Origin of the sequence: Streptomyces solicamelliae (assembly GCF_045348655.1) — a bacterium.
Lineage (GTDB): Bacteria > Actinomycetota > Actinomycetes > Streptomycetales > Streptomycetaceae > Streptomyces > Streptomyces solicamelliae.
Map to the genome: position 1 here is coordinate 1,807,089 of NZ_CP160404.1, position 22,549 is coordinate 1,829,637.

Genomic DNA, 22,549 nt, shown 5'->3' on the forward strand with positions numbered 1-22,549 from the left:
CCTCGACGTTACCCGAACGGGCGCACCGTGTTCACGGGGTCCGCCCGGCCGGGACGGAGCCCTTCGGCCACAGGTCGGGGTCGGGGGTGAACCGGATGCGCAGTTCGCCGTCGACGAGCGCGGCGCCGGATACGGTGCAGCGGCGCAGGACCGGCGCGAGCGGCAGGACGCGGCGGAACGGGCCGACGCCGAGCAGCAGTTCGTCGCCGCGGCGGACCAGCGCGATGTCCTTCTTGGCCGCGCCGGGGACGGGCAGCCGCCAGGTGAGGACGCCGCCGGGCTCGGCGGGCTCGTCGACGGCGGAGCGGGGTGCGGGGACGAGTCGCGGGTCGGCGGCGGGCTCGTCGTGCAGCCCGAGCGCGGCCAGGTCCTCGGGGCCGCGGGGGTCGCGGCCGAGGTGCGGCAGTGCGCGCACGGAGCCGTACGCGGTGCGGAGCTCGTCCAGGTGTCCGCGCTGCCGCTCGGCCCAGGCGGCGAGCCAGGGGTCGGGGGTCTCGGCGGGCAGGACCCGGTTGGCGAGGACCCGGTCGACGCGCAGTCCGTGCAGGGCGAGGCCGAGCCGGGCGGTGTGGAGGGTGTCGGCGGCGGCCGGGCCGGGTTCGGCGACGAGGCGTACGGCGGTCTCGGGGGCGTCGACGACGGCCTGGACGGCGGCGAGCTCGGCCTCCCAGCGGGCGGCGGTCTCGTACAGCCACCGGGCGGGCATGGGGACGCCGGCGAGCTGGGCGAGCATCGGGCGCAGGGCGCGGGCGGCCTGCCGCTCGGGCGGCAGCACGCGGCGCAGGTAGCGGCGGAGCTGCTCGGGCAGGGCGAGCAGGGCGAGTGCCTGGGGCAGCGGCGGCAGGTCGGCGACGACGAGGTCGTGGTCGCCGGCGGCGGCGTCGCGCAGGGCGCGGAGCAGGGCGAACTCGGTGCTGCCGGGGAGCTCGGTCAGCTCGGCGTCCTCGAAGGGCGCGGCGCCGAGGAGGTCGAGGGCGGCGGCGGAACGTTCCTGGAGGGCGAGGAATTCTCGGCGGAAGTCCTTGGCGGGGTCGGGACGCAGGACGTCCAGCCCCGCTGTCCCCTCGCCGAGGACGCCGTCCGCCTCGCGCGAGACCAGCAGGACCCGGCGGCCCGCGTGGGCTGCCGCCAGCGCTGTGGCCGCGGCGACCGTGGTACGGCCTGCGCCGCCGGGGCCGGTGACAAGGATGATCCGCATGCGGTGACGGTACCGGGGGTCGGGTCCACGGGGTGAACGGCCCTGTACGCGCAGCCCGCACCGGGGGTTGTGCCCACCCTCCCCCCGGACTCCGTCCGGGGGGACCCGGGCGGCGGCTGCTACGCGCCCGACTCCACGCGCTTCTTCAGGCCCGCCAGGGCGCGGTCGATGATGACCTTCTCGGCCTTGCGCTTGATCATGCCGAGCATGGGGATCTTGACGTCGACCGTCAGCTGGTACGTGACCTCGGTGCGGTCGCCGGAGCCCGCCGCCCGCAGCCGGTACGAGCCGTCGAGGGCGCGCAGCATCTGGGACTTGACCAGCGTCCAGCTGACCTCGTCGTCGCCGGTCCAGGTGTACGCCAGGGTGTGGTCGTCCTTGATGGCGCCCGCGTCGAGCAGGAGCCGGACCTTCTCCGCACGGCCCGCGGCGTCCTTCTCCAGGACCTCGGCCTCCTTCACCTCGCCGGTCCACTCGGGGTAGCGGTCGAAGTCGGCGATCACGCGCATGACATCGGCCGGGGCCGCCTCGATGGTGATGCTCGAGCTGGTGTGTTCCGCCATCGCGGGGCTCCTCGAGTGATCGAAGGAAGAGGACGGGACGAAGGCTATCGCGTGCTCCTCCGTCCCCACTCCACCGCCCACGGCGTCACCTCTCCGGGCCCCGCGGCGTCACCACTCCAGGGCCCACGGCCTCCCGGTCGCGGCGAAGTGCCCGACGTTCACGCATTCCGTCGCGCCGATCCGCATCCGCCGGGCGAGCGGCTGGTGGACGTGGCCGAAGAGCGCGTACCGGGGGCGGGTGCGCCGGATCGCGTCGAGCAGGGCGCGGCTGCCGCGCTCGAAGCGGCGGGCGACGGTGTCGTACGTGAGGTCCGGGACGTCCGGCGGGATGTGCGAGCAGAGCACGTCGACCTCGCCGAGGGCCTCGACCTTGGCCGCGTACTCCTCGTCGGGGATCTCGTACGGGGTGCGCATCGGGGTGCGCAGGCCGCCGCCGACGAAGCCGAAGACCCGGCCGCCTATCTCCACGCGCTGGCCGTCGAGCACGGTGGTGCCGGGGGCGGCGTACTCCGGCCAGAGGGACGGGATGTCGACGTTGCCGTAGGTGGCGTACGTCGGGGTGGGGAAGGCGGCGAACAGCTCCGCGTACTGGCGGCGCACGGCGGACTCGATGGCCGTCTCCCGGTCGATGCCGAGCTCGGACCAGAGCCGTCTGCCCAGGTCACGCGCCTCGTCGAAACGGCGGGCGGTGCGCAGCTCCACGATCAGGTCGGCGTTCGCCACGCCGAAGAGATCGGGGAAGATCCCCCGCGAATGATCGGCGTAGTCGAGGAACAGGACCAGGTCCCCGAGGCAGACCAGCGCGTCGGCCCCGTCCCCCGCCTTGACGAGACCCTCGGTGTTCCCGTGCACGTCACTGACCACATGGACTCGCATGGCCCCCACCTTAGGGCGTCGGACCTGCGGTTACTTGGGAGTCTCGAGACCTGTGGATTACTGTGCGCGAAGCAGAACCACTTGTGTGTGATGCACGGAACATCTGGCCGGGACCCCCTACCGGGAACCATGTACTGGTGGGTAACGTCCGGGCAGTCCAGTCGTGCTCTTCCCCCACGAGAGCACCTCCCGGTCTTGGACCGCACCGGTGCAGCACACAGAGCCGTGGCGCCGGCGCCCGATGAGGAGCAGCAGTCTTGCGCGAGTTCAGCCTTCCGGCCCTTTACGAGGTCCCCACGGACGGCAACCTGACGGATCTCATCCGCCGCAACGCCTCCCAGCATCCAGACGTCGCCGTGATGGCCCGCAAGGTGGCCGGCACGTGGACCGACGTCACGGCCAAGCAGTTCCTCGCGGAGGTGCGCGGGGTGGCCAAGGGTCTGATCGCGGCGGGCGTGGGCGTGGGCGACCGGGTCGCCCTGCTGTCCCGCACCCGGTACGAGTGGGTCCTGCTCGACTTCGCGATCTGGAGCGCGGGCGCGGTGACCGTGCCGGTGTACGAGACCAGCTCGCCGGAGCAGATCCAGTGGATCCTCGGCGACTCGGGCGCGACCCTCGCGCTGGTCGAGTCGGCCGCGCACCAGCAGTCGGTGGCGTCGGTGCAGGCGAACCTGCCGGCGCTCGCGGGCGTGTGGCAGATCGAGGACGACGCGGTCGCGCGGCTCACCGAGGCCGGCGCGGAGGTCTCCGACGAACTGCTCGACGAGCGCATGTCGGCGGCGAACGCGGACGACGTGGCGACGATCGTGTACACCTCGGGCACGACGGGCCGGCCGAAGGGCTGTGTGCTGACGCACCGCGCGTTCTTCGCGGAGTGCGGCAACGTGGTGGAGCGGCTGAAGCCGCTGTTCCGTACCGGCGAGTGCTCGGTGCTGCTCTTCCTGCCGGCCGCGCACGTCTTCGGACGGCTGGTCGAGGTGGCGTCCGTGATGGCGCCGATCCGCCTCGGCTGCGTCCCGGACATCAAGAACCTCACCGACGAGCTGGCCTCGTTCAGGCCGACGCTGATCCTCGGCGTGCCGCGTGTGTTCGAGAAGGTCTACAACTCGGCGCGGGCGAAGGCGCAGGCCGACGGCAAGGGCAAGATCTTCGACAAGGCCGCGCACACGGCGATCGCGTACAGCCGCGCGCTGGGCACGCCGCAGGGCCCGTCGCTCGGCCTGAAGCTCAAGCACAAGGTCTTCGACAAGCTGGTCTTCAGCAAGCTGCGGGCGGTGCTCGGCGGGCGCGGCGAGTACGCCATCTCGGGCGGCGCGCCGCTGGGCGAGCGGCTCGGCCACTTCTTCCGCGGCATCGGCTTCACGGTCCTGGAGGGCTACGGCCTGACGGAGTCCTGCGCGGCGACGGCGTTCAACCCGTGGGACCGGCAGAAGATCGGCACGGTCGGTCAGCCGCTGCCGGGCTCGGTGGTGCGGATCGCCGACGACGGCGAGGTGCTGCTGCACGGTGAGCACATCTTCAAGGAGTACTGGAACAACCCGGCGGCGACCGCCGAGGCGCTGGCCGACGGCTGGTTCCACACCGGTGACATCGGCACGCTCGACGAGGACGGCTACCTCGCGATCACCGGCCGGAAGAAGGAGATCCTGGTGACGGCGGGCGGCAAGAACGTCGCCCCGGCGGTCATCGAGGACCGGATCCGGGCGCACGCGCTGGTCGCGGAGTGCATGGTGGTCGGCGACGGCCGCCCGTTCGTGGGCGCGCTGGTCACGCTGGACGAGGAGTTCCTGGGCCGCTGGGCCACGGAGAACGGCAAGCCGGCGGACGCGACGGCGGCGGCGCTGCGGGAGGACCCGGAGCTGCTCGCGGAGATCCAGCGCGCGGTGGACGACGGCAACGCGGCGGTGTCGAAGGCGGAGTCGGTCCGCAAGTTCCGCATCCTCACGACCCAGTTCACGGAGGAGGCGGGCCACATCACCCCGTCCCTGAAGCTGAAGCGCAACGTGGTCGCGAAGGACTTCGCCGACGAGATCGAGGCGATCTACGGCGCGTAGGCGCCCGCCCGACGACGCACGGATGCCCGTGGCGGCCCCCGAGGGGGCGGCCACGGGCATCCGCCGTTCCGCGGGCCCGGTCGGTCTCAGCCGAAGAGCAGGGCGAGCCGGGCGAGCAGGGCGTCGAGCGCGGCCGGCGCGGCCTCCTCGCCGAGCCGCCCGGACAGCAGCTGCGTGCCCAACCCGTCGACGAGCGCCGGCAGCCGGTCGCCGCGTGCTCCGGGACGCCCCGGCGCCGGACCGACCCCGATGGCGAACGGCTCCCCAGGCCCTGCGCTACAGCAGCTCGCGCAAGTGGTCCGCCAGGAGGTCCCAGCGCCACTTCTCCTCGACCCAGGCGCGGCCGCGTTCGCCCATGCGGCGGCGGAGGGCGGGGTCCTTGAGGAGGGTGACGATGCGGTCGGCGGAGTCCTCCGGGGCCCCGCCCCGCACCACCCAGCCCGTCTCGCCGTCCAGGACCGCGTCCGGCGCGCCGCCGGAGTCGCCGGCGACGACCGGGAGGCCGGTCGCCGAGGCCTCCAGGTACACGATGCCGAGGCCCTCGACGTCCAGGCCGCCGCGCCGCGTCCGGCACGGCATCGCGAAGACGTCGCCGGCCCCGTAGTGCGCCGGCAGCTCCTCCCACGGCACCGCGCCGGTGAAACGTACGGAATCGGCCACACCGGTCTCGCGGGCGAGCCGGTGCAGATCGGCCTCGTACGGGCCGCCGCCGACGATCAGGAGCACCGCCTCCGGGACCTCCTCGAGGATCGCCGGCATCGCCCTGATCAGCGTGTCCTGGCCCTTGCGGGGCACCAGACGGGAGACGCAGACCACGACCGGGCGGTCCGCGAGGCCGAGGCGTTCGCGCACCGCGTCCCCGCCCGAGTCCGGGTGGAAGGTCTTCTCGTCCACGCCCGGCGGGAGCTGGACCATCCGGTCCGCCGCCGCCGGGGTCAGCGCCGAGGCGATCCGGGAGCGGGTGTACTCGCCGAGGTACGTGAGCGTGTCCGTCCCCTCGCCGATCCGCCGCAGCAGCTGCCGCGCCGCCGGCAGCTGCGCCCAGCCCGCCTCGTGCCCGTGTGTCGTCGCCACGATCCGCCGCGCCCCGGCCCTGCGCAGCGCCGGAGCCATCAGGCCGAGCGGCGCGGCCGCGCCGAACCAGACCGACTCGCAGCCGTGCTCCCGCAGCAGCCCGACCGCCCGCGCGGTCACCCGGGGTGTGGGCAACAGCATGGTGGTGCGGTCCCGCACCACCGTGAAAGGCTGTTCCGCGTCGAACGCCGCGGTCGCCGCCACGCCCTCGCGGCTGCGCTTCCACGTGGAGGCGTAGACGACGATCCGTTCGGGATCCAGACGGAGCGCCATGTTGTGCAGGAACGCCTGGATTCCGCCGGGTCGTGGCGGGAAGTCGTTGGTTACGATCAAGGTCTTGTGCATCGTCGCCGACAGTACCGAACGGCTTCGCGCCATGGTTCCCGCACAACCCCGCCGGGCATGACAAACCCCGCGATCGCGGACATACACGACAAGGACGAGGCAGGCATGACGGGCGCGACCGTGGACAAGACGGACAAGACGCTGACCGCACTCCGGCTTCCCCTCGGGATGTGGGCCCTGACCCGGGTGCTGCTCCTGCTCTGTGTGTTCCGGGTGATCGTCGTCCCGGGCCCGGACGTCACCACCGACATCGAGGTGATCTACCAGGAGTGGAGCCAGGTCCTGAAGGCGGGCACGTACCCGCTGGACGACGTGACCTGGCAGTACCCGCCGGGCGCCGCCCTCGCGATCCTCTCCCCCGGTCTGCTGCCGTTCCTGGACTACTCCTCCGCCTTCTTCCTGCTCGCCTTCGCCGCCGACGCCCTGGTGTTCGGGCTGCTGCTGTACACGGGCCGCCGGCGCGGCCGTTCGCTGCGCGGGGCGTGGCTGTGGATCGCGGCCGTGCCGCTGCTCGGCCCGACGGCGTACGCCCGGTACGACCTGATGGTCACCGCGGTCGCCGTGGCCGCGCTGCTCGCGGCGCTGCGCCGGCCGAGCGTGCTGGGCGCGCTCGCCGCGTTCGGCGCGATGCTGAAGGTCTGGCCGGCGCTGCTGCTGGCCGGCACCCCGCGCGGCCGGGCGACGCTGCGCTCCTGGTCGGCGGCGGCCGGCGTGGGCGTGGCGCTGCTCCTGGTGTTCAGCGCCTGGATGCCGGGAGGTTTCGCGTTCCTGACGTTTCAGCGGGACCGCGGCACAGAGGTCGAGTCACTGGGCGCCCTGGTGTTCCACGTGGCCCGGCACTTCGGCTGGGAGGGCCAGGTGCTGCTGAACTACGGCTCGGTGGAGTTCCTGGGCCCGTGGGTGCCGCAGGTCAGCACGGCGGCGATGGCGCTGACCGCCGCGGCCTTCGGCTGGCTCCTGGTGTGGCGGCTGAGGGCCCGGGCGTTCTCCTCGACGACGGTCGCGGACGCGGCGTTCACGGCGGTGCTGCTGTTCACCGTGACCAGCCGGGTGATCAGCCCGCAGTACATGATCTGGCTGGTCGGCCTCGCCGCGGTGTGTCTGGTGTACCGCTCCAGCGCGATGCGCCGGCCCGCGTACCTGGTGCTGGCGGCGACGGCGGTCACGCAGTTCGAGTTCCCGGTGTGGTTCTCGCACGTCGTGGACAGCGACCCGCTGGGCCTGCTGCTCCTGCTGGTCCGCAACGGTCTGCTGGTGTGGGCCTCGGTCGCCGCCTGCCGCGTCCTGTGGCGGCAGACGGTCACCGCGCCGCGCACGGCCGCCGCCCCGTCGACCGTGCCCGCACCGGCCCGCACCGGTCAGCCCGCCCGCGACAGGACGCTGCTCGGCTCCTGATCCGCGGCCCGCACCGCGCGGCGGTGCAGGGCGGTCAGTGCGGCGCACTGGCCGCCCATCGCCAGCGCCATGCCGAGGCAGATCCCGGGCAGCCCGAGCCCGGCGGGCCCGGACAGCGCGTACGCGAGCGGCAGCTGCACCAGCACGCCGGCCACGGTCACCCGGGCGAGGACGTGCGTGCCGCCGCTGCCCTGGAACACCCCGGTGAGCCCGATGGACGCGGCCATCAGCACGAGGTACGGCCCGAGGCAGCGCAGGTACAGCGCCCCGGCCGCGGCCACCTCGGGGGCCGCGCCGAAGGCCCGCATGACCGGGCCGGCGACGAGCAGCAGCAGGACCGCGGCCGTCGCCCCGAGCCCCCCGCCGAGCAGCAGCACCTCACGGCCGACCGTCCGGCGCCCGTCACTCCCCCACGCTCTCGACTGCGCCCGGGCAGGCGGGACCTCCGTCGTGCCGCGCAGGTGCGCGGTGTGGATCGCGGCGGCCTGGCAGACCGCGTAGAACGCCATGGTGGCGACGTACATCGCCTTCGTCGCGATGCCGTACGCGGCGACCTCGACGACCCCGAGCCGCGCGACGATCACCACGAGGACGAGCGTCCCGGCCATCCGCACGGCGAAGTCCACCGCCATCGGGAAGCCGGTGGCCGCTGTCCGCCGCAGCGCGGCCGGCAACCCCTCCGCGGGCGGTACGGCGGCGGCCGCGCGCACGAGCGCGTTGCGGCGCAGCACGTACAGCCCCACGGCCAGCGCGACCCCGCGCCCGGCCACGGTGGCGACGGCGGCCCCGGCGATGCCGTACGCGCCGATGAGCAGCGGGTCGAGGACGAGGATCAGCCCGTTGGACAGGAACGCCAGCCGCATCGGCGTCCGAGTGTCCCCGGCGCCCTTGAGGACCCCGTCGACGACATGGCCCGCGAAGAACACCGCCATGCCCGGAAGGGACACCGCGAAGTACCCGGCGGCGAGCCCGGCCGTCCCCGCGTCCCCGAGCAGCAGCCCGGCGAGCGGCTCGCGCAGCAGGAACCCGCCCGCGGCCACCGGCGGGACGAGCAGCGCGCACAGCGCGGCCCCGCCCCGGACGGCGGCCCGTACGGCTGCGGGGTCGCCGGCGCCGCGGGCCCGGGCGACCAGCACGGTGGTCCCTGAGCCGGCCATCAGGACCACGCCGAGCAGCAGGTTCTCCACGTTGGTGGCCACCGCGACGGCGGCGACCGCGGCGGGGCCGAGCCGGGCCACCCAGACCATGTTGATGATCCCGGCCGCGACCGAGGCCAGCAGCTCGAAGTAGACCGGGTACGCCAGCGCGACGAGCCGCCCGCGATGCCCCATGGCTCCCCCACCCGACACAGACTCTCTCCCCTCCCGATACGGTCCCTCGATTCGAGGTACCTCGACGAGAGGTACCATGAGAGTCGGGTACACGACAAGCGCGAGAGGAGCACCGGGTGCTGGAGCTGTCGATCCTGGGCTTCCTGCACGACGGCCCGCTGCACGGCTACGAACTCAAGGAGCGCATCCACGGGCTGAGCGGCCACCTCCGGCCGGTCAGCGACGGCGCGCTCTACCCGGCGCTCACCCGCCTGGTGAAGGCGGGCCTGCTCGAGAGCCGTACGGAGCCGGGCGCGGGCGGGGCCGCACGGCGGACCCTGTCGCTGACGGACGCGGGCCGGGCCGAGCTCCGGACCCGGCTGAGCGACCCGAAGGAGGCCGACATCACCGACGGACAGCGCTTCAACACCGTGCTCGCCTTCCTCGGCCTGCTGGACTCCCCCGCCGCGCAGGCCGCGGTACTGCGCCGCCGACTGGCCTTTCTGGAGACCCCGGCCAGCTTCTTCTACCGGGAGGGCGCCCCGGTCCGCGCCGAACAGGAGCCGGACCTCTTCCGCGCCGGAATGCTCCGCATCGCGCGGGCCACGGGCACCGCCGAGAAAGCCTGGCTGAAGGAGACCCTGGCGCTCCTCGACGACTGAGGGCCCGCAGGGCAGGTCAGCCCACCCGCAGGGCAGCTCAGCCCAGACGCTCCGTCATGTGCGTCCGCCAGCGGGCGGTGAACTCCTCCGGCGTGGTGGACAGGACGTCGTGCAGCGCCTTCTCCACCGCGCCTTCCCGGCGTGGATGCGCGGCGACGGCCGCGTAGAAGTCCGCGAGCCGCCGCTCGCCCCACGTGTCGGCGATCAGCTCGCAGGCCAGCCAGCCCGACTCGTACGCACGGGCCAGCGCCTCCCCGTCACCGGAGAAGGCGAAGACGTCGTCGTCCGGGAGCCGGTCCGGGACCAGGCCCGCCTGCACCGCGCGGCGCAGCTCCGGCGCGGTCTGCGCGGCGGTGCGGCCGCCGCCCCGGTACGCGGCCCAGTCTGCGAAACCCTCCGAGAGCCACATCGGCGTGGACGCGGACGTGTGCGCCCGGGTCGCCACGTGCGTGGTCTCGTGGGTGAGCACGACCTGCCGGCCGTACGCGCCGAGCACGCCGTACGCCTCGGGGTTGACGATCACCCGGTCCGCGGGCCGGTCCGCGCCGCCACCGGTCTCGCCGGTGGTGACCGCCGCGATCCCCCGGTACCCGGCCGCGGGCGCGCCGAGCAGCCGGCCCATCGCGTCCAGCGAGTCGGGCGCGAGGATCACCACCCGGCCCGCCCAGGGCCGGGGCCAGGCGGCGGAGACGGCGGGCGTGGCCCGGTCGGCCTGCGCGGCGAGCTCGCGCAGCCGGGCGTCGCTCTGGCCGACGCCGAGCACCAGGCTGCGCGCGCCACGCACCACCTCCACGTCGCCCTGCTGCCACAGCTGCTGGGCGGCCCCGGCGCCGTTCCGCTCGGCGGTCAGCCGCCAGTCGCCGTCCCGCTCGGTGAGGTCGAGGACGAGCGAGGTGGTCACCGGGCCGCTGTCATGGCCGCGTATCCGGTAGTCCAGGTCGGCCTTCGCCACCGCCCGCCCGTCGCCGGTGCGGTCGACGTCGGTCACGCGGTACGTCCAGGAGGCGAAGGGCACGTCGGCGAGGTTCGCGTACTCACGACGCGCGGCAGCAGCACCCGAGGCCTCGAAGGCGGCGGCGTACCCGGCCGGGTCGCGGTCGAGCACGGCCCGGGCGCGCCGGTCCAGGAGCCGCTGGATCTCGCGCGACGCGGGGTCCGCCGGGGCGGCGGTGGTCGCACATCCGCCGAGCGGGCCGGCGAGGCCGACGAGGGCGAGCAGGCAGACGGCCGCGCGCCGTGCTCTCCCGCTCCCCTGGCCTGCCATTCTCCCGATCGTACGGTCAGACCCGGGTGACCGTGACGTGGGACATCATGTTCACCGGGTCGTAGCGGACCCGCGCGCCCGGGTACGGGGCGTGGATCACCTGCCCGTTCCCGGCGTAGATCGCCACATGGCTGGCGTCGCCGCGGTACGTGACGAGGTCGCCGGGCCGGGCCTGCGAGAGCGGCACCTGCCGGCCGGCGTACCGCTGCGCCTGCGAGGTGCGCGGCAGGCTGACCCCGGCCTGCCGGTACGACCACACCATCAGGCCCGAGCAGTCGAAGCCGGACGGCCCGGTCGCGCCCCACACGTACGGCTTGCCGACCGCGCTGCGCGCCGCCATGACCGCGGCGGCGGCCCGGGAGGAGGACGCACCCAGGCCCGCGAGCGGCGGGAGTTCGCCGTCCCGGCCGGAGCGGGAGGCGCGGTCGAACTCGGCCCGCTCGCCGGCCGGCAGGGCTTCGAGGGCCCGTCGCGCGGCGGCCAGTTTCTTTTCGACGGTCCGCTTGTGCTCGGCGACCTGCTTCCGGCTGCGCTCCAGTTCGGTGAGGGCCCGGCTCGCCTCGGTGCGCTCCTGGTTCAAGTGGCGCAGTTCGCGGTGGAGTCGGCTGAGCGCGTCGCCCTGCCGGGCGGTGAGCCGGTCGAGGGCGGAGGCCCGGTCGAGGTAGGTCTCGGGGCGGGAGGAGAGCAGCAGGTCGAGCACGGGGTCGATGCCGCCGGAGCGGTACTGCGCCCCGGCGAGGGTGCCGAGGGAGCCGCGCATCCGGTTGATCCGCTCCTGGCCGCGGGCCACGCTGTCGCGGACCCGGGCGACCTCGGCCCGCAGCTTGTCGGCCCGTTCGTCGGCCTTGTTGTAGCCCTCGGTGGCGCGTTCGGCCTCCTCGAAGAGCCGGTCGACGGTGGCCCGGGCGGTCTCGGGGCCGTCGTGCGGGTCGGCGAGGGCGGGTGCGGCACCGCCGAGGGCCGCGGCTGCGGTGACCGCGGCGGCGGACAGGACGGTGGCCTTCGAGGGCCGGCGATGGGACGCCACGTACCGCGCTCCTTCGGGTAGCTGTCGCGACGGCAGACAGTAACCCGTCGGTCACGCGACACCAACGAACGCGCCGCGTACGCACAGTGACGCCCCACCGGAGATCACAGGTCACCGGCGGGGCGTGGAGTCAGAGCGGGGTGGGGCGATTTCGCCCGAACGGAGTCCGGGGGACGTCAGATACGGACGCCGAACTGGAAGGTGCCCATGTAGTCCATGGACTCGTAGCGGACGACCGCGCCCGGCTTCGGGGCGTGCAGGATCGTGTTGTTGCCCGCGTACAGGCCCACGTGGGACAGGCTGTTGAAGAAGACCAGGTCGCCCGGCTTGAGCTGGCTGCGGCCGATCTTCACCCCGTCGTTCTGCTGGGTGTACGTGGTGCGGCTGATGTCGACGCCGGCCTGCCGGTACGACCACTGCGTCAGACCGGAGCAGTCGTACGAGTTGGGGCCCTCGGCGCCGGAGACGTACGGCTTGCCGAGCTGCGTGGCGGCGGCGTTGAGGGCGGCGGCGCCGCGCTGGGAGGCGGGGACCTCGTTGCCCAGGTCGACGCGGTCGCCGGCGGCGCGGCTGGCGCGCTGCTCCTCGGCCTGCATCTTCGCGCGCTCGGCGGCGGTCAGGGTGTTGAGGAGCTTCTGGGCCTCGGCGAGCTTGCCCTGGAAGGACTTCTTCTTCTCGCCGAGCGTCTTGCGGACGCTCTCCAGGTCGGCCAGCTTCGTGGTGGCCTCGGCGCGCTGCTGGGCGAGGGTGCGCTGCTTCTCCTGGATCGACTGGAGGACCTCGCCCTGCTTGGCGGTCAACTGGTCGATGGCGGACGCCTTGTCGAGGTAGGTGTCCGGGTCGGAGGAGAGGAAGAGCTGGAGCGAGGGGTCGATGCCGCCCGAGCGGTACTGGGCGCTGGCGACCGAACCGATGCTCTCGCGCAGGGTGTTGAGATCGGCCTGGCCGCGGGCCACCTTGTCCTGAAGGGCGCTGATCTCCTTCTGCAGCTTGCCGCGGCGCTCTTCGGCCAGGTTGTACTGCTCCGTGGCCTCCTCGGCCTCGTGGTGGAGCTTGTCGACCTTCGACTTGACCTCTTCGACCTTCGGCTTCGGCGCGGCCTGGGCACCGGCGTTGGCGGAGAGGGCGACGGCTGCGGCGGCGGTGGCCGTGAGGACGGTCACGCGGGTGCGGCTCGGCTGCTTGGGACGACGGTGGGACGCCACTTGGGCGAGCTCCTTCTGCCTCAGGCCGCCTGGCCGCACGGGGAGGCAGGCGGGGCCCTTCACTGCCACCCGGGATGGATGATCAACCGCGCGAAGGTTCGAGGCCCGACCCTAGTGACCGAGTTGTGATCAGTTCAAATCCTCATGCGAAAAATCTCGCCCGGGCGGCACATTATTTACATACGACACACGGGCAGTGATGAGTACTTGACCCTGCGCGGATCAGAATTCGGGCATTGCGCTCACCAGTTGCCGACTCGTCACGAGAGGCGCGAAAGACGCTTCAGCAACAAGGCGGACGCGACCGGCCGGGCACCCGACTTGGCCACGCCGTCGGCGACCTCGCGGTCGGTCGACACCACCACGACCGGCCGGCCCGGCGGCTCGGCCCGGACCAGTTGCCGGATGAGCTCGTCGGCCGTCACGCCCGGCTTCGAGAACAGCACGCGGACACCGCGGGGCGGCGCGAGCAGCACCGGCGCGGCCAGTTCGGCCCCGTCGAAGACACAGGTGACCTCGGCGCCCGTACGGGCCGCGAGGCCGGAGAGCCCGCCGAGCAGCCGCAGCCGCTGCTTCTCCAGCGGCATCGTCGGATAGCCGGTCTTGGTCACGTTGTAGCCGTCCACCACCAGATGCGCCTGGGGCAGCGCCAGCAGCTGGTCGAGCAGCGCGGGATCGGTCTCGGACAGCGCGCGGGCCGCGATGTCCTTCGGCGACATCCGCCCCGGTTCCACCGCGTCCACCAGGTCCGCCGGATGCACCGACACCGGCGGCAGGGCCAGTTCGCGGCGCAGCCCCTGCGCGGCGTCGAGCACGGTGTCGAGCAGCAGCCGCAGCCGCATGTCCTCCACCGAGCGGCCTTCGCGGGCGGCGCGCCGGCTGCCCTCCAGGGCCGCCTCGACCTCCCCGAGGCGGGACTTGAGCCGGCGGGTCTCGCTCTCGGCGGCCGACACCTGCGCGGCGGACTCCGCCTTGATCGCGTCGATCTCGCCCCGGCTGCGGCGCAGCGCGGCCTCGCCGCGCTTCACGTCGCTCTGGGCGCTGCGCAGCTTCCGGTGAAGCGATTCCGCTTCCCTGCGGGCCGCCTCCAGGTCGTGGCGCAGCTGCTCGGTCTCGGCGCGGCCGCGCTCCTTGGCGGCGGCCACCTCCTCGCGCAGCCGCTCCAGTTCGCGCCGTCCGGCCTCGTCGGCGCGCTCGGCGTCAGCGCGCTGGACCTCCTCGCCGGCGGCGGCGACCAGCTTCACCCAGCCGGGCGGCCGCAGCATGTAGGCGGCCGCGGCCACGTCCACCGGGTCGGCGGCGGCCGGGGGGCTGCCGGACTCGACGGCGGCGGCCAGTTCGGGCTCGGCGTCCTTGAACCGCTCGCCGATCCGCTGCCGGAACAGCGCGTCGGTCTCCAGGGCGGCGGCCATGGCCGTACCGGCGAACTTGGCGCGGCGACTGGGCGTGAAACGCGCGTACTGCCGCAGGGCGGACGGGAGCTCGGCGACCGTCAGCCCGCCGAAGGCGTCGGCGACCAGCGCGACGACCCGCCGCCGCACACCCTCCGGCAGGGGTCGGTCGAGCGCCTCGGCGGCATCGCCCGCCGCACCGGCCGGCTCACCGTCCCGTGCGGGCTGCTCCACGTTCCGTCACCTCATCGTCGTCCGCGCCGTGCCTCAGGAAGCCGTACCCGGCCTGTCCACCAGTTCGATCTGGTCCACCGCGTTGCACCAGCGACAGCGGACCGACTCGATGGTCTCACTGAGCACCTCGCGCTCCTCCACGGTGGGCTCGCCGGCCAGGTCCAGATGGACGTACTCGACGACCTTCGAGGAGCGGGTCACGTCGAAGCGGGTCAGGTTGCCGCAGAGCGTGCAGCGCCAGCGGGTCTCGGCGGTCGGCTGGGGAACCGTCGTCATGGTGCCGTCCTTCTTCCTGTTCCTTCGAGGGGTCCCGCGGTGCGCCGTCGAACTGCGGAAGTACTGCCCGTCACCCTAGTCTCCCCCGCACCCCCGACGCGGGTCCCGTCCACGGGTCCGGGGCCACGCGGCGAGGCGCTCTGTCCCGCTCGGTCCGCTTACGCCATGATCTGTGCATGATCGACTGGCGGGCGACGGCACGCGGCGCGGTGCACGGACCGGCGATGACGTACGGCCTGATCGCCGTCTGCTGCCTGGTCTTCCTGCTCGGCCCGGTCTCCGGGTTCAATCCGGTGTACGGGACCGGCGACCGGCTGCTCGCCGCGCAGAGCGACTGGTTCCGCCGCTGGGGCGTGGTCCCCGCGGAGCTGATGAGCAGCGAGCCGCGCACCCTGCTCACCCCGCTGACCGCGCTGTTCGTGCACGGCAGCTGGCTGCATCTGCTCGGCAACATGCTCTTCCTCTCCGTGTTCGGCGCGATGGCGGAGGAGCGGATGGGCCGGCTGGAGTTCCTGCTCTTCTATCTCGGCTGCGGCTATCTCGCGCTGCTCGCGTACGCGGCCGCCCACGCGACCAGCGAGCAGACCCTGGTCGGGGCGTCGGGGGCGATCTCGGCGGTGCTCGGGGCGTTCCTGTTCCTCTTCCCGCGGGCCCGGGTGACCAGCCTGTTCCCCTTCCTGCTGTTCCTGCCGCTGCGCTTCCCCGCCTGGATGGTGCTGGTCTTCTGGTTCGTGCTGCAGTGGCTCGCGGCCAGCGCCGCCGGGCCCGGTCCGGGCGTGGCGTATCTGGCCCACGTGGTGGGCTTCGCGCTGGGCTTCCTCTACGCCTGGGGGCGCTTCGCGCGGAGAGATAGGGTGAAGGCTCCAGCCGCGGCGACCGAGGGAGAACGCCAGCCATGATCACCGCGATCGTGCTCATCAAGACCAGCGTGGACCGCATCCCCGAGATCGCGGAGTCGATCGCCGCGCTGGACAGCGTCAGCGAGGTCTTCTCGGTGACCGGCACCTACGACCTGATCGCCATGGTCCGGGTGGCCCGGCACGACGATCTGGCGGACGTGATCCCCGGCAGCATCAGCAAGATCCCCGGCGTGGAGGCCACGGACACGCACGTCGCGTTCCGCACGTACTCCCAGCACGACCTGGAGGCGGCCTTCGCCATCGGCCTGGAGTCGTAGGCGGGTCGCACGAGGAAGGGGGCCCCGCCAGGGAGCCCCCTTCACCCGTACGAGTGGGCGATCAGCCACGGTCGGGAACGCAGCGGCCGTCCTCCGTGCGGTACTTCCACTGCGCGCCGTCCCGGACCAGCTCCTTCACGGCCGCGACGAACCGCTCGACGTGCTCGTCGGGCGTACCGGCCCCGAAGCTCACCCGGATCGCGTTCAGGGAGGGCTCACCGGGCCCGGCCTCCGGCGCCCCGCACTCACCGGCGTCCTGCGGGTCGCTGCCCAGCAGGGTGCGCACCAGCGGGTGGGCGCAGAAGAGGCCGTCGCGGACGCCGATGCCGTACTCGGCGGAGAGCGCGGCGGCGAAGTGGGAGCTGTTCCAGCCCTCCACGACGAACGAGATGACCCCGACGCGGGGCGCGTCGTCGCCGAACAGCGAGAGCACCCTGACCTCCGGCACCTCGGCCAGACCCGCACGGACGGTGTCGATGAGGTGCTGCTCACGGGCGACGAGGGAGTCGAAGCCGGCCTCGGTGAGGGCCTTGCAGGCGGCGGCGATGGCGTAGACGCCGATGACGTTGGGCGAGCCGGCCTCATGACGGGCCGCGGTGGTGTGCCACTCCACGTGCACCCCGCCGTCGGCACGCCGGGCCACCGTGCGCGACGCACCGCCACCGGCCAGGTACGGCTCCGCCACCTGCAGCCAGTCGGCCCGGCCGGCCAGGACGCCGGCGCCGAACGGCGCGTACAGCTTGTGGCCGGAGAACGCCACCCAGTCCACGTCCGACTCCCGCACGGAGACCGCGTGGTGGGGGGCCAGCTGCGCGGCGTCGAGGACGATCCGCGCGCCGTGCGCGTGCGCCGCGGCGGCGAGTTCACGGACCGGCCACAGCTCACCGGTCACGTTCGACGCACCCGTCACGCAGACCAGCGCCGGGCCGTGAGGATCCCGGTCGGCCAGGGCGCGCTCCAGGGTGTCGACGGCCTGCTGCGGGGTGCGCGGAGCGTTCAGGTACGTGACCTGGGCGTCCTGCCAGGGCAGCAGGGAGGCGTGGTGCTCGGTCTCGAAGACGAACACCTGGCAGCCCTCGGGGAGTACGGCGGCCAGCAGGTTGAGCGAGTCGGTGGTCGAGCGGGTGAAGACGACCTGGTCGCCGTCCCGGCAGTCCAGGAACTCCGCCACCGTGGCCCGGCTGTTCTCGAACAGGTCGGTGGACAACTGCGAGAGGTACCCGGCACCGCGGTGCACGCTGCCGTAGTACGGGGCGTACGCCGCCACGTCGTCCCACACCCGCTGCAGCGCCGGGGCACTGGCCGCGTAGTCCAGCGCCGCGTACGCCACCTCACCGCCCGTGACGAGCGGAACGGTCACGTCCCGGCCGAGGACGGGCAGCGGCTCGCGGACAGCGGCATCGGTGGCGGCGGCGGTGGTGGCGACGGCGGAAACAGACATGGCGAACTCCCGGACGAGGCAGGCGAATTCGGCGCCTCGACACGGAGCGACGCGGACGACGCGTCGCCGCGGAGGCGCACGGAAAAAGGAATAAGGGGGTGCGGAGAAGGGGCCGGGAAGCCCTATCGCATTCGCTTGCTCACGAGACTGCTCCCTTGAGGACCAGGACCCCAGGGTTGGCGCAGGGGTCCGCGCTTGCCGTGGACCTTGCTGTCCACGGCCCGGTCTTCACCCGGGGCACCCCGCCACGGACGGAGGGTTGCCGGACAGCCAGCCGGGGCTTCGAGGCTGTCACTCATGACCTGTTGCTGAACGTATGCCACTGCTCGCGTACCGCGCAACCCCGTCCGTCATCCGGACGGGGCCGCGCGACGGCGCGTCTACGCGTTGCTCACCGCGATCCAGCGCTCCAGGGCCTGGCGGGCGGCCCCGGAGTCGATCGACTCGGCGGCCTGCTCGATCCCGGCGCGCAATTGCTCCGCAAGGGTGCCCTCGCCCGGGTTCAGCGCGGCCAGCGCGGCCGCCGAGTTGAGCAGGACGGCGTCCCGCACCGGGCCGGTCTCGCCGGTCAGCAGCCGACGGGCGACGTCGGCGTTGTACGAGGCGTCGGCGCCGCGCAGCGCTTCGACGGGGACGAGGTCGATGCCGACGTCCCGCGGGTCGAAGGACTCCTCGCGGACCGCGCCGTCGCGGACCACCCACACCGTGGACGTGGCGGTGGTGGTCAGCTCGTCCAGGCCGTCGTCGCCGCGGAAGACCAGCGCGGACGAGCCGCGTTCGGCCAGGACTCCGGCCATGATCGGGGCCATCCGCCGGTCGGCCACGCCGGTCGCCTGGGCCTCCACGCGCGCCGGGTTGGTGAGCGGGCCGAGGAAGTTGAAGGTGGTCCGGATGCCGAGTTCCCTGCGGGCCGCGGCGACGTGCCGCAGCGCGGGGTGGAACTTCACCGCGAAGCAGAAGGTGATGCCGGCCTCCTCGGCGACCTCGGCGACCCGCTTCGGGGTCAGCTCCAGGTTGACGCCGAGCTTCTCCAGGACGTCGGACGCGCCGGAGGCGGAGGACGCGGCCCGGTTGCCGTGCTTGACGACCTTGGCGCCGGTACCGGCCACCACGATCGCCGACATGGTGGAGATGTTGACCGTCTTCGCCCCGTCGCCGCCGGTGCCGACGATGTCCACGGAGGGCCCGGGGACCTCGATCAGGTTGGCGTGGGCGTACATGGTGCGGACGAGTCCGGTGATCTCCTCCACCGTCTCGCCCTTGGCGCGCAGCGCGACCGCGAAGCCGGCGATCTGCGCGTCGGTGGCCTCGCCGCGCAGGATCCGGTCCATGGCCCAGGCGGTGTCCTCCGCGCTCTGGTCGCGGCCGTCGAGCAGGCCGTTCAGGACGACGGGCCAGGAGCGGTCCGCCGTGGTGGTGCCTCCAGCGGGGGTCACAGCGCTCATGGTCGCTCCTGATCTCGTACCGGGAAAATTCCACTCCCACCCTATCGACCCCCGGGGACGGCAAAGAGCCCCGTCCAGCGAATGGACGGGGCTCCTGCCGTGGCGACCTCAGGTCGGGTGGTGCAGGTGATCAGTGGTGGCCGTGGCCGCTCTGGATCTCCTTGTACTCCTCGGCGGTGGGCTTGGCGATCTGGCTGCCCTCGCCGTAGTAGCCCTTGTTGAGCTTGACCCGCAGCTTCTCCATGCGGCCGATCTTGCGCTCGACCCCGTTCTCGTCGACGGCGGGCGGCAGCTCGGCCGGCTCGTGCTGCTCGTGCGCGGTGAGCAGGTGCAGCTCGCCCTGGCTGAGCGGCGTGTGGACCTCGACGAACTCACCGTGCGGCAGGCGCTTGATGATGCCGGACTCGCGGCCGTGCAGCACCTTGTCGCGGTCGCGGCGCTGGAGACCCAGGCAGATCCGCTTGGTCACGATGAAGGCGATGACCGGGCCGACGAAGAACGCGATCCGCACGAACCAGGTGATCGAGTTGATCGAGAGGTTGAAGTGCGTCGCCCAGATGTCGTTGCCGCCGCCCACGAGCATGACCATGTACGCGGTGATCCAGGCGACACCGAAGCCGGTGCGCGTCGGAGCGTTGCGCGGGCGCTGCGCGATGTGGTGCTCGCGCTTGTCGCCCGTGATCCAGGACTCGATGAACGGGTAGACCGCGATGGCCGCGAGGACCGCCGGGAAGATCGCCAGCGGGATCATCACGCCGAGGACCAGCGTGTGGCCCGCGAAGTCGATCTCCCAGCCCGGCATGACACGGATCAGACCCTCGGCGAAGCCCATGTACCAGTCGGGCTGTGCGCCGGTGGACACCTGGTCCGGCCGGTACGGGCCGAGCGCCCAGATCGGGTTGATCGAGGCGATCGCCGCGATGATCGCGATGACACCGAAGACCAGGAAGAAGAAGCCTCCGGCCTTGGCCATGTACACCGGCAGCAGCGGCATGCCGACCACGTTCTTGTTGGTACGGCCCGGACCCGCGTAGTGGGTGTGCTTGTGCACGACCACGAGGATCAGGTGCGCGACCACCAGGCCGAGCATGATGCCCGGGAGCAGCAGGACGTGGGCCGAGTAGAACCGGGCCACGAAGTCGCCGCCGGGGAACTCTCCGCCGAACAGGAACATCGACAGGTAGGTGCCGACGATCGGCACCGACAGGATCGCGCCCTGCATGAAGCGGACACCGGTGCCGGAGAGCAGGTCGTCCGGGAGCGAGTAACCGGTGAAGCCGGTGAACATGCCCAGGAAGAACAGCAGGAAGCCGAACAGCCAGTTGATCTCACGCGGCTTGCGGAACGCGCCGGTGAAGAACACGCGCATCATGTGCACGAACATGCCGGCGAGGAAGATCAGCGCCGCCCAGTGGTGGATCTGCCGGATGAGCAGACCACCGCGCACATCGAAGGAGATGTGCATGGTCGAGTTGAACGCCTCGGACATCAGCTGTCCCTGCAGCGGGACGTAGCTGCCGTGGTACTCCACCTCGTTCATCGACGGGTGGAAGAACAGCGTCAGATAGACGCCCGTCAGGATGATGATGATGAAGCTGTAGAGGCAGATCTCGCCCAGCATGAAGGACCAGTGGTCCGGGAAGATCTTCCGCATGTTGGCCTTGGCCAGCGTGTAGATCCCCAGGCGACCGTCGGCCCAGTCGGCCACCCGCTCACCGGCGGGGGCCTTCTTCTTCGTATCCGTCACAGTGCTCATCCGCGCTCCCAGAAGGCAGGACCGACGGGCTCGTCGAAGTCGCCGAGCGCCTCGAGGTTGCCCTTGTCGTTCACACCGATCCGCAGCTGCGGAAGGGCGTGACCGGCCGGGCCGAAGATGACGCGGGCGCCGTCGGACAGGTCGAAGGTGGACTGGTGGCACGGGCAGAGCACGTGGTGCGTCTGCTGCTCGTACAGCGAGATCGGGCAGCCCACGTGGGTGCAGATCTTCGAGAAGGCGACGATGCCCTCGTGCGACCACTCGAGCTCACGGCGGTCCTTGATGTCCTCCGGCTGGATCCGGACGATCATCAGGGCGGCCTTGGCGATCTGGACCTGGAAGTCGTGGTCGTGCTCCGACAGACCCTCGGGCATCGCGAAGGTCAGCGAACCGACCGCGACGTCCTCGGGACGCAGCGGCTCGTGCGTGTTCATGTTGATGAGCTGCTTGCCGTTCGCCCACAGGGTGGTGCGGAGCTTCTTCTCCGGCAGCGGGCCCATGTCGCGCAGCAGCACGATGCCGGAGAGCGGCACCAGCGTGAGCGCACCGAACATGGTGTTGCGGATCAGCTTGCGACGGCCGAAGCCGGACTCGTCGGCGCCGGCCGCGAAGTCCGCCATGACCTTCGCCTTGTCCTCCGGCGAGGCCGCGATCGGGTGGCGCTCGTCGGCCACCTCGACGTCGGACATCAGGGTGCGGGCCCAGTGGACCGCGCCCGCGCCGATGAAGAACAGGGCGAGGCCGAGGCTCCAGCCGAGCGCGAAGTTGAGCGCGCTCACCCGGCCGAACGGCCAGATGTAGACGATCTGGTCGACCGGGAAGATCACGTACGAGGCGATGAAGGCGACGGTGGCCAGCATCGACAGCACGAACATGAAGGCGACCGCACGCTCGGACCGCCGGGCGGCCCGCTCGTCGATGTCCTGGATGCGCGGCTTGTGGGGCGGAAGGCCCGGGTCGGCGAACGGGTCGTCGGCGACCTTCACCGCGCCGTGCGCGGTGTCCTGCGCTGCGGGCAGGTTCTCTTCTGGAATCTCTTGGCTACTCATGACTTCTTGGCCTTAGCGGTGTGGGCCGCGACCCAGACGGCAACGGCGATCAGGGCACCCAGCCCGAAGATCCAGGCGAACAGGCCCTCCGAGACCGGGCCGAGGCCGCCGAGCTTGAGGCCGCCCGGGTTGTCGGTCTTGTCGCTGTTGACCGCCTGGACGTACGCGATGATGTCCTTCTTCTCCTTCTCCGGCATCGTCGTGTCGGGGAAGGAGGGCATGTTCTGCGGGCCGGTCTGCATGGCCTCGTAGAGGTGCTTCGGGCTCACGCCCTCAAGGCTCGGGGCGTACTTGCCGTGCGTCAGCGCGCCGCCCTCACCGGTGAAGTTGTGGCACTGGGCGCAGTTGGAGCGGAACAGCTCGCCGCCCTTGGCGATGTCGGCGCCCTCGGGGCTGTACTGCTTCTCGGTCGGCGTGATCGGGCCGGCGCCGAGCGAGGCGATGTACGCCGCGAGCCGGTCGATGTCCGCGTTCGAGTAGATGTTCTTCTTCTTGGGCACCTGGGCGCCCGGCTGCTGCGCCGGCATACGGCCGGTGCTGACCTGGAAGTCCACGGCCGCGGAGCCGACGCCGACCAGGGACGGGCCGTCAGAGGTGCCCTGACCGCCGGTTCCGTGGCAGCTGGCGCAGCCTACGGCGTAGAGCTTCTTGCCCTCCTCGATGGCGAGGGACTGGGCGGTCTCGTCGGCCTGTGCCTTGTCCGCGGGCGCGAACGCGGCGTACAGCCCCCCAGTGGCCGCCAGCGCGAAGAGGAGGACGACGAGCGCCGCCAGCGGATGGCGTCGTCGTGCGGAGAGCTTTTTCACG

Annotated in this window: 20 protein-coding genes and 1 riboswitch; of the genes, 5 read left to right on the top strand and 15 right to left on the bottom strand. The window is 72.4% G+C overall.

What is annotated here, in order from left to right; translation table 11 throughout:
* Positions 1-31: 31 nt before the first annotated feature.
* The 3 genes from ABZO31_RS08370 to ABZO31_RS08380 form a co-directional block, all read right to left on the bottom strand.
* On the bottom strand, positions 32-1,198 hold the full coding sequence (locus ABZO31_RS08370; RefSeq protein WP_406860470.1) for an ArsA family ATPase: 1,167 nt from the start codon (positions 1,196-1,198) through the stop codon (positions 32-34).
* Between the two features lie 119 nt (positions 1,199-1,317).
* Positions 1,318-1,761, bottom strand: a complete 444-nt coding sequence (locus tag ABZO31_RS08375; protein ID WP_406860471.1) for an SRPBCC family protein — start codon at positions 1,759-1,761, stop codon at positions 1,318-1,320.
* 108 nt (positions 1,762-1,869) lie between these two features.
* The gene (locus ABZO31_RS08380; protein WP_406860472.1) at positions 1,870-2,637 is read right to left on the bottom strand and encodes a metallophosphoesterase family protein; all 768 of its coding nucleotides are present in this window, start codon (positions 2,635-2,637) and stop codon (positions 1,870-1,872) included.
* Positions 2,638-2,894: 257 nt separating this feature from the next.
* Here ABZO31_RS08380 and ABZO31_RS08385 point away from each other — a divergent pair, with 257 nt between their 5' ends.
* Positions 2,895-4,691 carry an AMP-dependent synthetase/ligase gene (locus ABZO31_RS08385; RefSeq protein WP_406860473.1) on the top strand — a complete coding sequence of 599 codons (1,797 nt, stop codon included), beginning with the start codon at positions 2,895-2,897 and terminating at the stop codon, positions 4,689-4,691.
* Positions 4,692-4,967: 276 nt separating this feature from the next.
* Here ABZO31_RS08385 and ABZO31_RS08390 read toward each other — a convergent pair whose 3' ends face one another.
* Positions 4,968-6,143: a glycosyltransferase family 4 protein gene (locus ABZO31_RS08390; protein ID WP_406860474.1), complete on the bottom strand. Its 1,176-nt coding sequence runs from the start codon at positions 6,141-6,143 to the stop codon at positions 4,968-4,970.
* 72 nt (positions 6,144-6,215) lie between these two features.
* Here ABZO31_RS08390 and ABZO31_RS08395 point away from each other — a divergent pair, with 72 nt between their 5' ends.
* The gene (locus tag ABZO31_RS08395) at positions 6,216-7,505 is read left to right on the top strand and encodes a glycosyltransferase 87 family protein (RefSeq protein WP_406865291.1); all 1,290 of its coding nucleotides are present in this window, start codon (positions 6,216-6,218) and stop codon (positions 7,503-7,505) included.
* Here ABZO31_RS08395 and ABZO31_RS08400 read toward each other — a convergent pair.
* A complete protein-coding gene (locus ABZO31_RS08400; protein ID WP_406860475.1) occupies positions 7,469-8,836 on the bottom strand; it encodes an MATE family efflux transporter in 1,368 nt (455 codons plus the stop codon). The genes ABZO31_RS08395 and ABZO31_RS08400 overlap by 37 nt on opposite strands.
* A 116-nt stretch (positions 8,837-8,952) precedes the next feature.
* Between ABZO31_RS08400 and ABZO31_RS08405 the strand changes: the two genes are divergently transcribed.
* On the top strand, positions 8,953-9,477 hold the full coding sequence (locus ABZO31_RS08405; protein ID WP_406860476.1) for a PadR family transcriptional regulator: 525 nt from the start codon (positions 8,953-8,955) through the stop codon (positions 9,475-9,477).
* 37 nt (positions 9,478-9,514) lie between these two features.
* Here the strand turns inward: ABZO31_RS08405 and ABZO31_RS08410 are convergent, their stop codons facing one another.
* From ABZO31_RS08410 to ABZO31_RS08430, 5 genes are all read right to left on the bottom strand, one after another.
* Entirely contained in the window at positions 9,515-10,741 is a 1,227-nt protein-coding gene (locus ABZO31_RS08410; protein ID WP_406860477.1) for a hypothetical protein, read from the bottom strand.
* Between the two features lie 16 nt (positions 10,742-10,757).
* Positions 10,758-11,768, bottom strand: a complete 1,011-nt coding sequence (locus ABZO31_RS08415; protein ID WP_406860478.1) for an NlpC/P60 family protein — start codon at positions 11,766-11,768, stop codon at positions 10,758-10,760.
* Between the two features lie 176 nt (positions 11,769-11,944).
* On the bottom strand, positions 11,945-12,973 hold the full coding sequence (locus tag ABZO31_RS08420) for a C40 family peptidase (protein WP_406860479.1): 1,029 nt from the start codon (positions 12,971-12,973) through the stop codon (positions 11,945-11,947).
* A 260-nt stretch (positions 12,974-13,233) separates the two neighbouring features.
* Positions 13,234-14,598: an NYN domain-containing protein gene (locus ABZO31_RS08425; protein WP_406860480.1), complete on the bottom strand. Its 1,365-nt coding sequence runs from the start codon at positions 14,596-14,598 to the stop codon at positions 13,234-13,236.
* Between the two features lie 33 nt (positions 14,599-14,631).
* Complete coding sequence (locus tag ABZO31_RS08430; protein WP_393649549.1) at positions 14,632-14,874, bottom strand: hypothetical protein; 243 nt, start codon at positions 14,872-14,874, stop codon at positions 14,632-14,634.
* Positions 14,875-15,050: 176 nt separating this feature from the next.
* Here ABZO31_RS08430 and ABZO31_RS08435 point away from each other — a divergent pair, with 176 nt between their 5' ends.
* Together ABZO31_RS08435 and ABZO31_RS08440 are read left to right on the top strand one after the other, a co-directional pair.
* The gene (locus ABZO31_RS08435) at positions 15,051-15,773 is read left to right on the top strand and encodes a rhomboid family intramembrane serine protease (RefSeq protein ID WP_406860481.1); all 723 of its coding nucleotides are present in this window, start codon (positions 15,051-15,053) and stop codon (positions 15,771-15,773) included.
* On the top strand, positions 15,770-16,051 hold the full coding sequence (locus tag ABZO31_RS08440; RefSeq protein ID WP_393649547.1) for an Lrp/AsnC family transcriptional regulator: 282 nt from the start codon (positions 15,770-15,772) through the stop codon (positions 16,049-16,051). Before ABZO31_RS08435 ends, ABZO31_RS08440 begins: the two co-directional genes overlap by 4 nt.
* Positions 16,052-16,112: 61 nt before the next feature.
* On the opposite strand, the gene ABZO31_RS08445 is transcribed toward ABZO31_RS08440, so the two are convergent.
* From ABZO31_RS08445 to ABZO31_RS08465, 5 genes are all read right to left on the bottom strand, one after another.
* A complete protein-coding gene (locus ABZO31_RS08445) occupies positions 16,113-17,492 on the bottom strand; it encodes an aminotransferase class V-fold PLP-dependent enzyme (protein WP_406860482.1) in 1,380 nt (459 codons plus the stop codon).
* Positions 17,493-17,678: 186 nt separating this feature from the next.
* A riboswitch (SAM riboswitch) is annotated at positions 17,679-17,795 on the bottom strand.
* Between the two features lie 77 nt (positions 17,796-17,872).
* Complete coding sequence (trpD, locus tag ABZO31_RS08450; protein ID WP_406860483.1) at positions 17,873-18,937, bottom strand: anthranilate phosphoribosyltransferase; 1,065 nt, start codon at positions 18,935-18,937, stop codon at positions 17,873-17,875.
* A gap of 130 nt (positions 18,938-19,067) precedes the next feature.
* Complete coding sequence (locus ABZO31_RS08455) at positions 19,068-20,693, bottom strand: cytochrome b (RefSeq protein WP_406860484.1); 1,626 nt, start codon at positions 20,691-20,693, stop codon at positions 19,068-19,070.
* A complete protein-coding gene (locus tag ABZO31_RS08460) occupies positions 20,690-21,742 on the bottom strand; it encodes a ubiquinol-cytochrome c reductase iron-sulfur subunit (RefSeq protein ID WP_406860485.1) in 1,053 nt (350 codons plus the stop codon). The genes ABZO31_RS08455 and ABZO31_RS08460 overlap by 4 nt, the downstream gene beginning before the upstream one ends.
* Positions 21,739-22,548: a c-type cytochrome gene (locus ABZO31_RS08465; RefSeq protein ID WP_406860486.1), complete on the bottom strand. Its 810-nt coding sequence runs from the start codon at positions 22,546-22,548 to the stop codon at positions 21,739-21,741. Before ABZO31_RS08465 ends, ABZO31_RS08460 begins: the two co-directional genes overlap by 4 nt.
* Position 22,549 lies beyond the last annotated feature (1 nt).

Coding starts and splice junctions, on each gene's coding strand:
- ABZO31_RS08430 (WP_393649549.1), bottom strand. CDS start 14,874: ATGACGACGGTTCCCCAGCCGACCGCCGAGACCCGCTGGCGCTGCACG.
- ABZO31_RS08395 (WP_406865291.1), top strand. CDS start 6,216: ATGACGGGCGCGACCGTGGACAAGACGGACAAGACGCTGACCGCACTC.
- ABZO31_RS08400 (WP_406860475.1), bottom strand. CDS start 8,836: ATGGGGCATCGCGGGCGGCTCGTCGCGCTGGCGTACCCGGTCTACTTC.
- ABZO31_RS08455 (WP_406860484.1), bottom strand. CDS start 20,693: ATGAGCACTGTGACGGATACGAAGAAGAAGGCCCCCGCCGGTGAGCGG.
- ABZO31_RS08435 (WP_406860481.1), top strand. CDS start 15,051: ATGATCGACTGGCGGGCGACGGCACGCGGCGCGGTGCACGGACCGGCG.
- ABZO31_RS08410 (WP_406860477.1), bottom strand. CDS start 10,741: ATGGCAGGCCAGGGGAGCGGGAGAGCACGGCGCGCGGCCGTCTGCCTG.
- ABZO31_RS08460 (WP_406860485.1), bottom strand. CDS start 21,742: ATGAGTAGCCAAGAGATTCCAGAAGAGAACCTGCCCGCAGCGCAGGAC.
- ABZO31_RS08370 (WP_406860470.1), bottom strand. CDS start 1,198: ATGCGGATCATCCTTGTCACCGGCCCCGGCGGCGCAGGCCGTACCACG.
- ABZO31_RS08375 (WP_406860471.1), bottom strand. CDS start 1,761: ATGGCGGAACACACCAGCTCGAGCATCACCATCGAGGCGGCCCCGGCC.
- ABZO31_RS08445 (WP_406860482.1), bottom strand. CDS start 17,492: ATGTCTGTTTCCGCCGTCGCCACCACCGCCGCCGCCACCGATGCCGCT.
- ABZO31_RS08440 (WP_393649547.1), top strand. CDS start 15,770: ATGATCACCGCGATCGTGCTCATCAAGACCAGCGTGGACCGCATCCCC.
- ABZO31_RS08390 (WP_406860474.1), bottom strand. CDS start 6,143: ATGGCGCGAAGCCGTTCGGTACTGTCGGCGACGATGCACAAGACCTTG.
- ABZO31_RS08380 (WP_406860472.1), bottom strand. CDS start 2,637: ATGCGAGTCCATGTGGTCAGTGACGTGCACGGGAACACCGAGGGTCTC.
- trpD (WP_406860483.1), bottom strand. CDS start 18,937: ATGAGCGCTGTGACCCCCGCTGGAGGCACCACCACGGCGGACCGCTCC.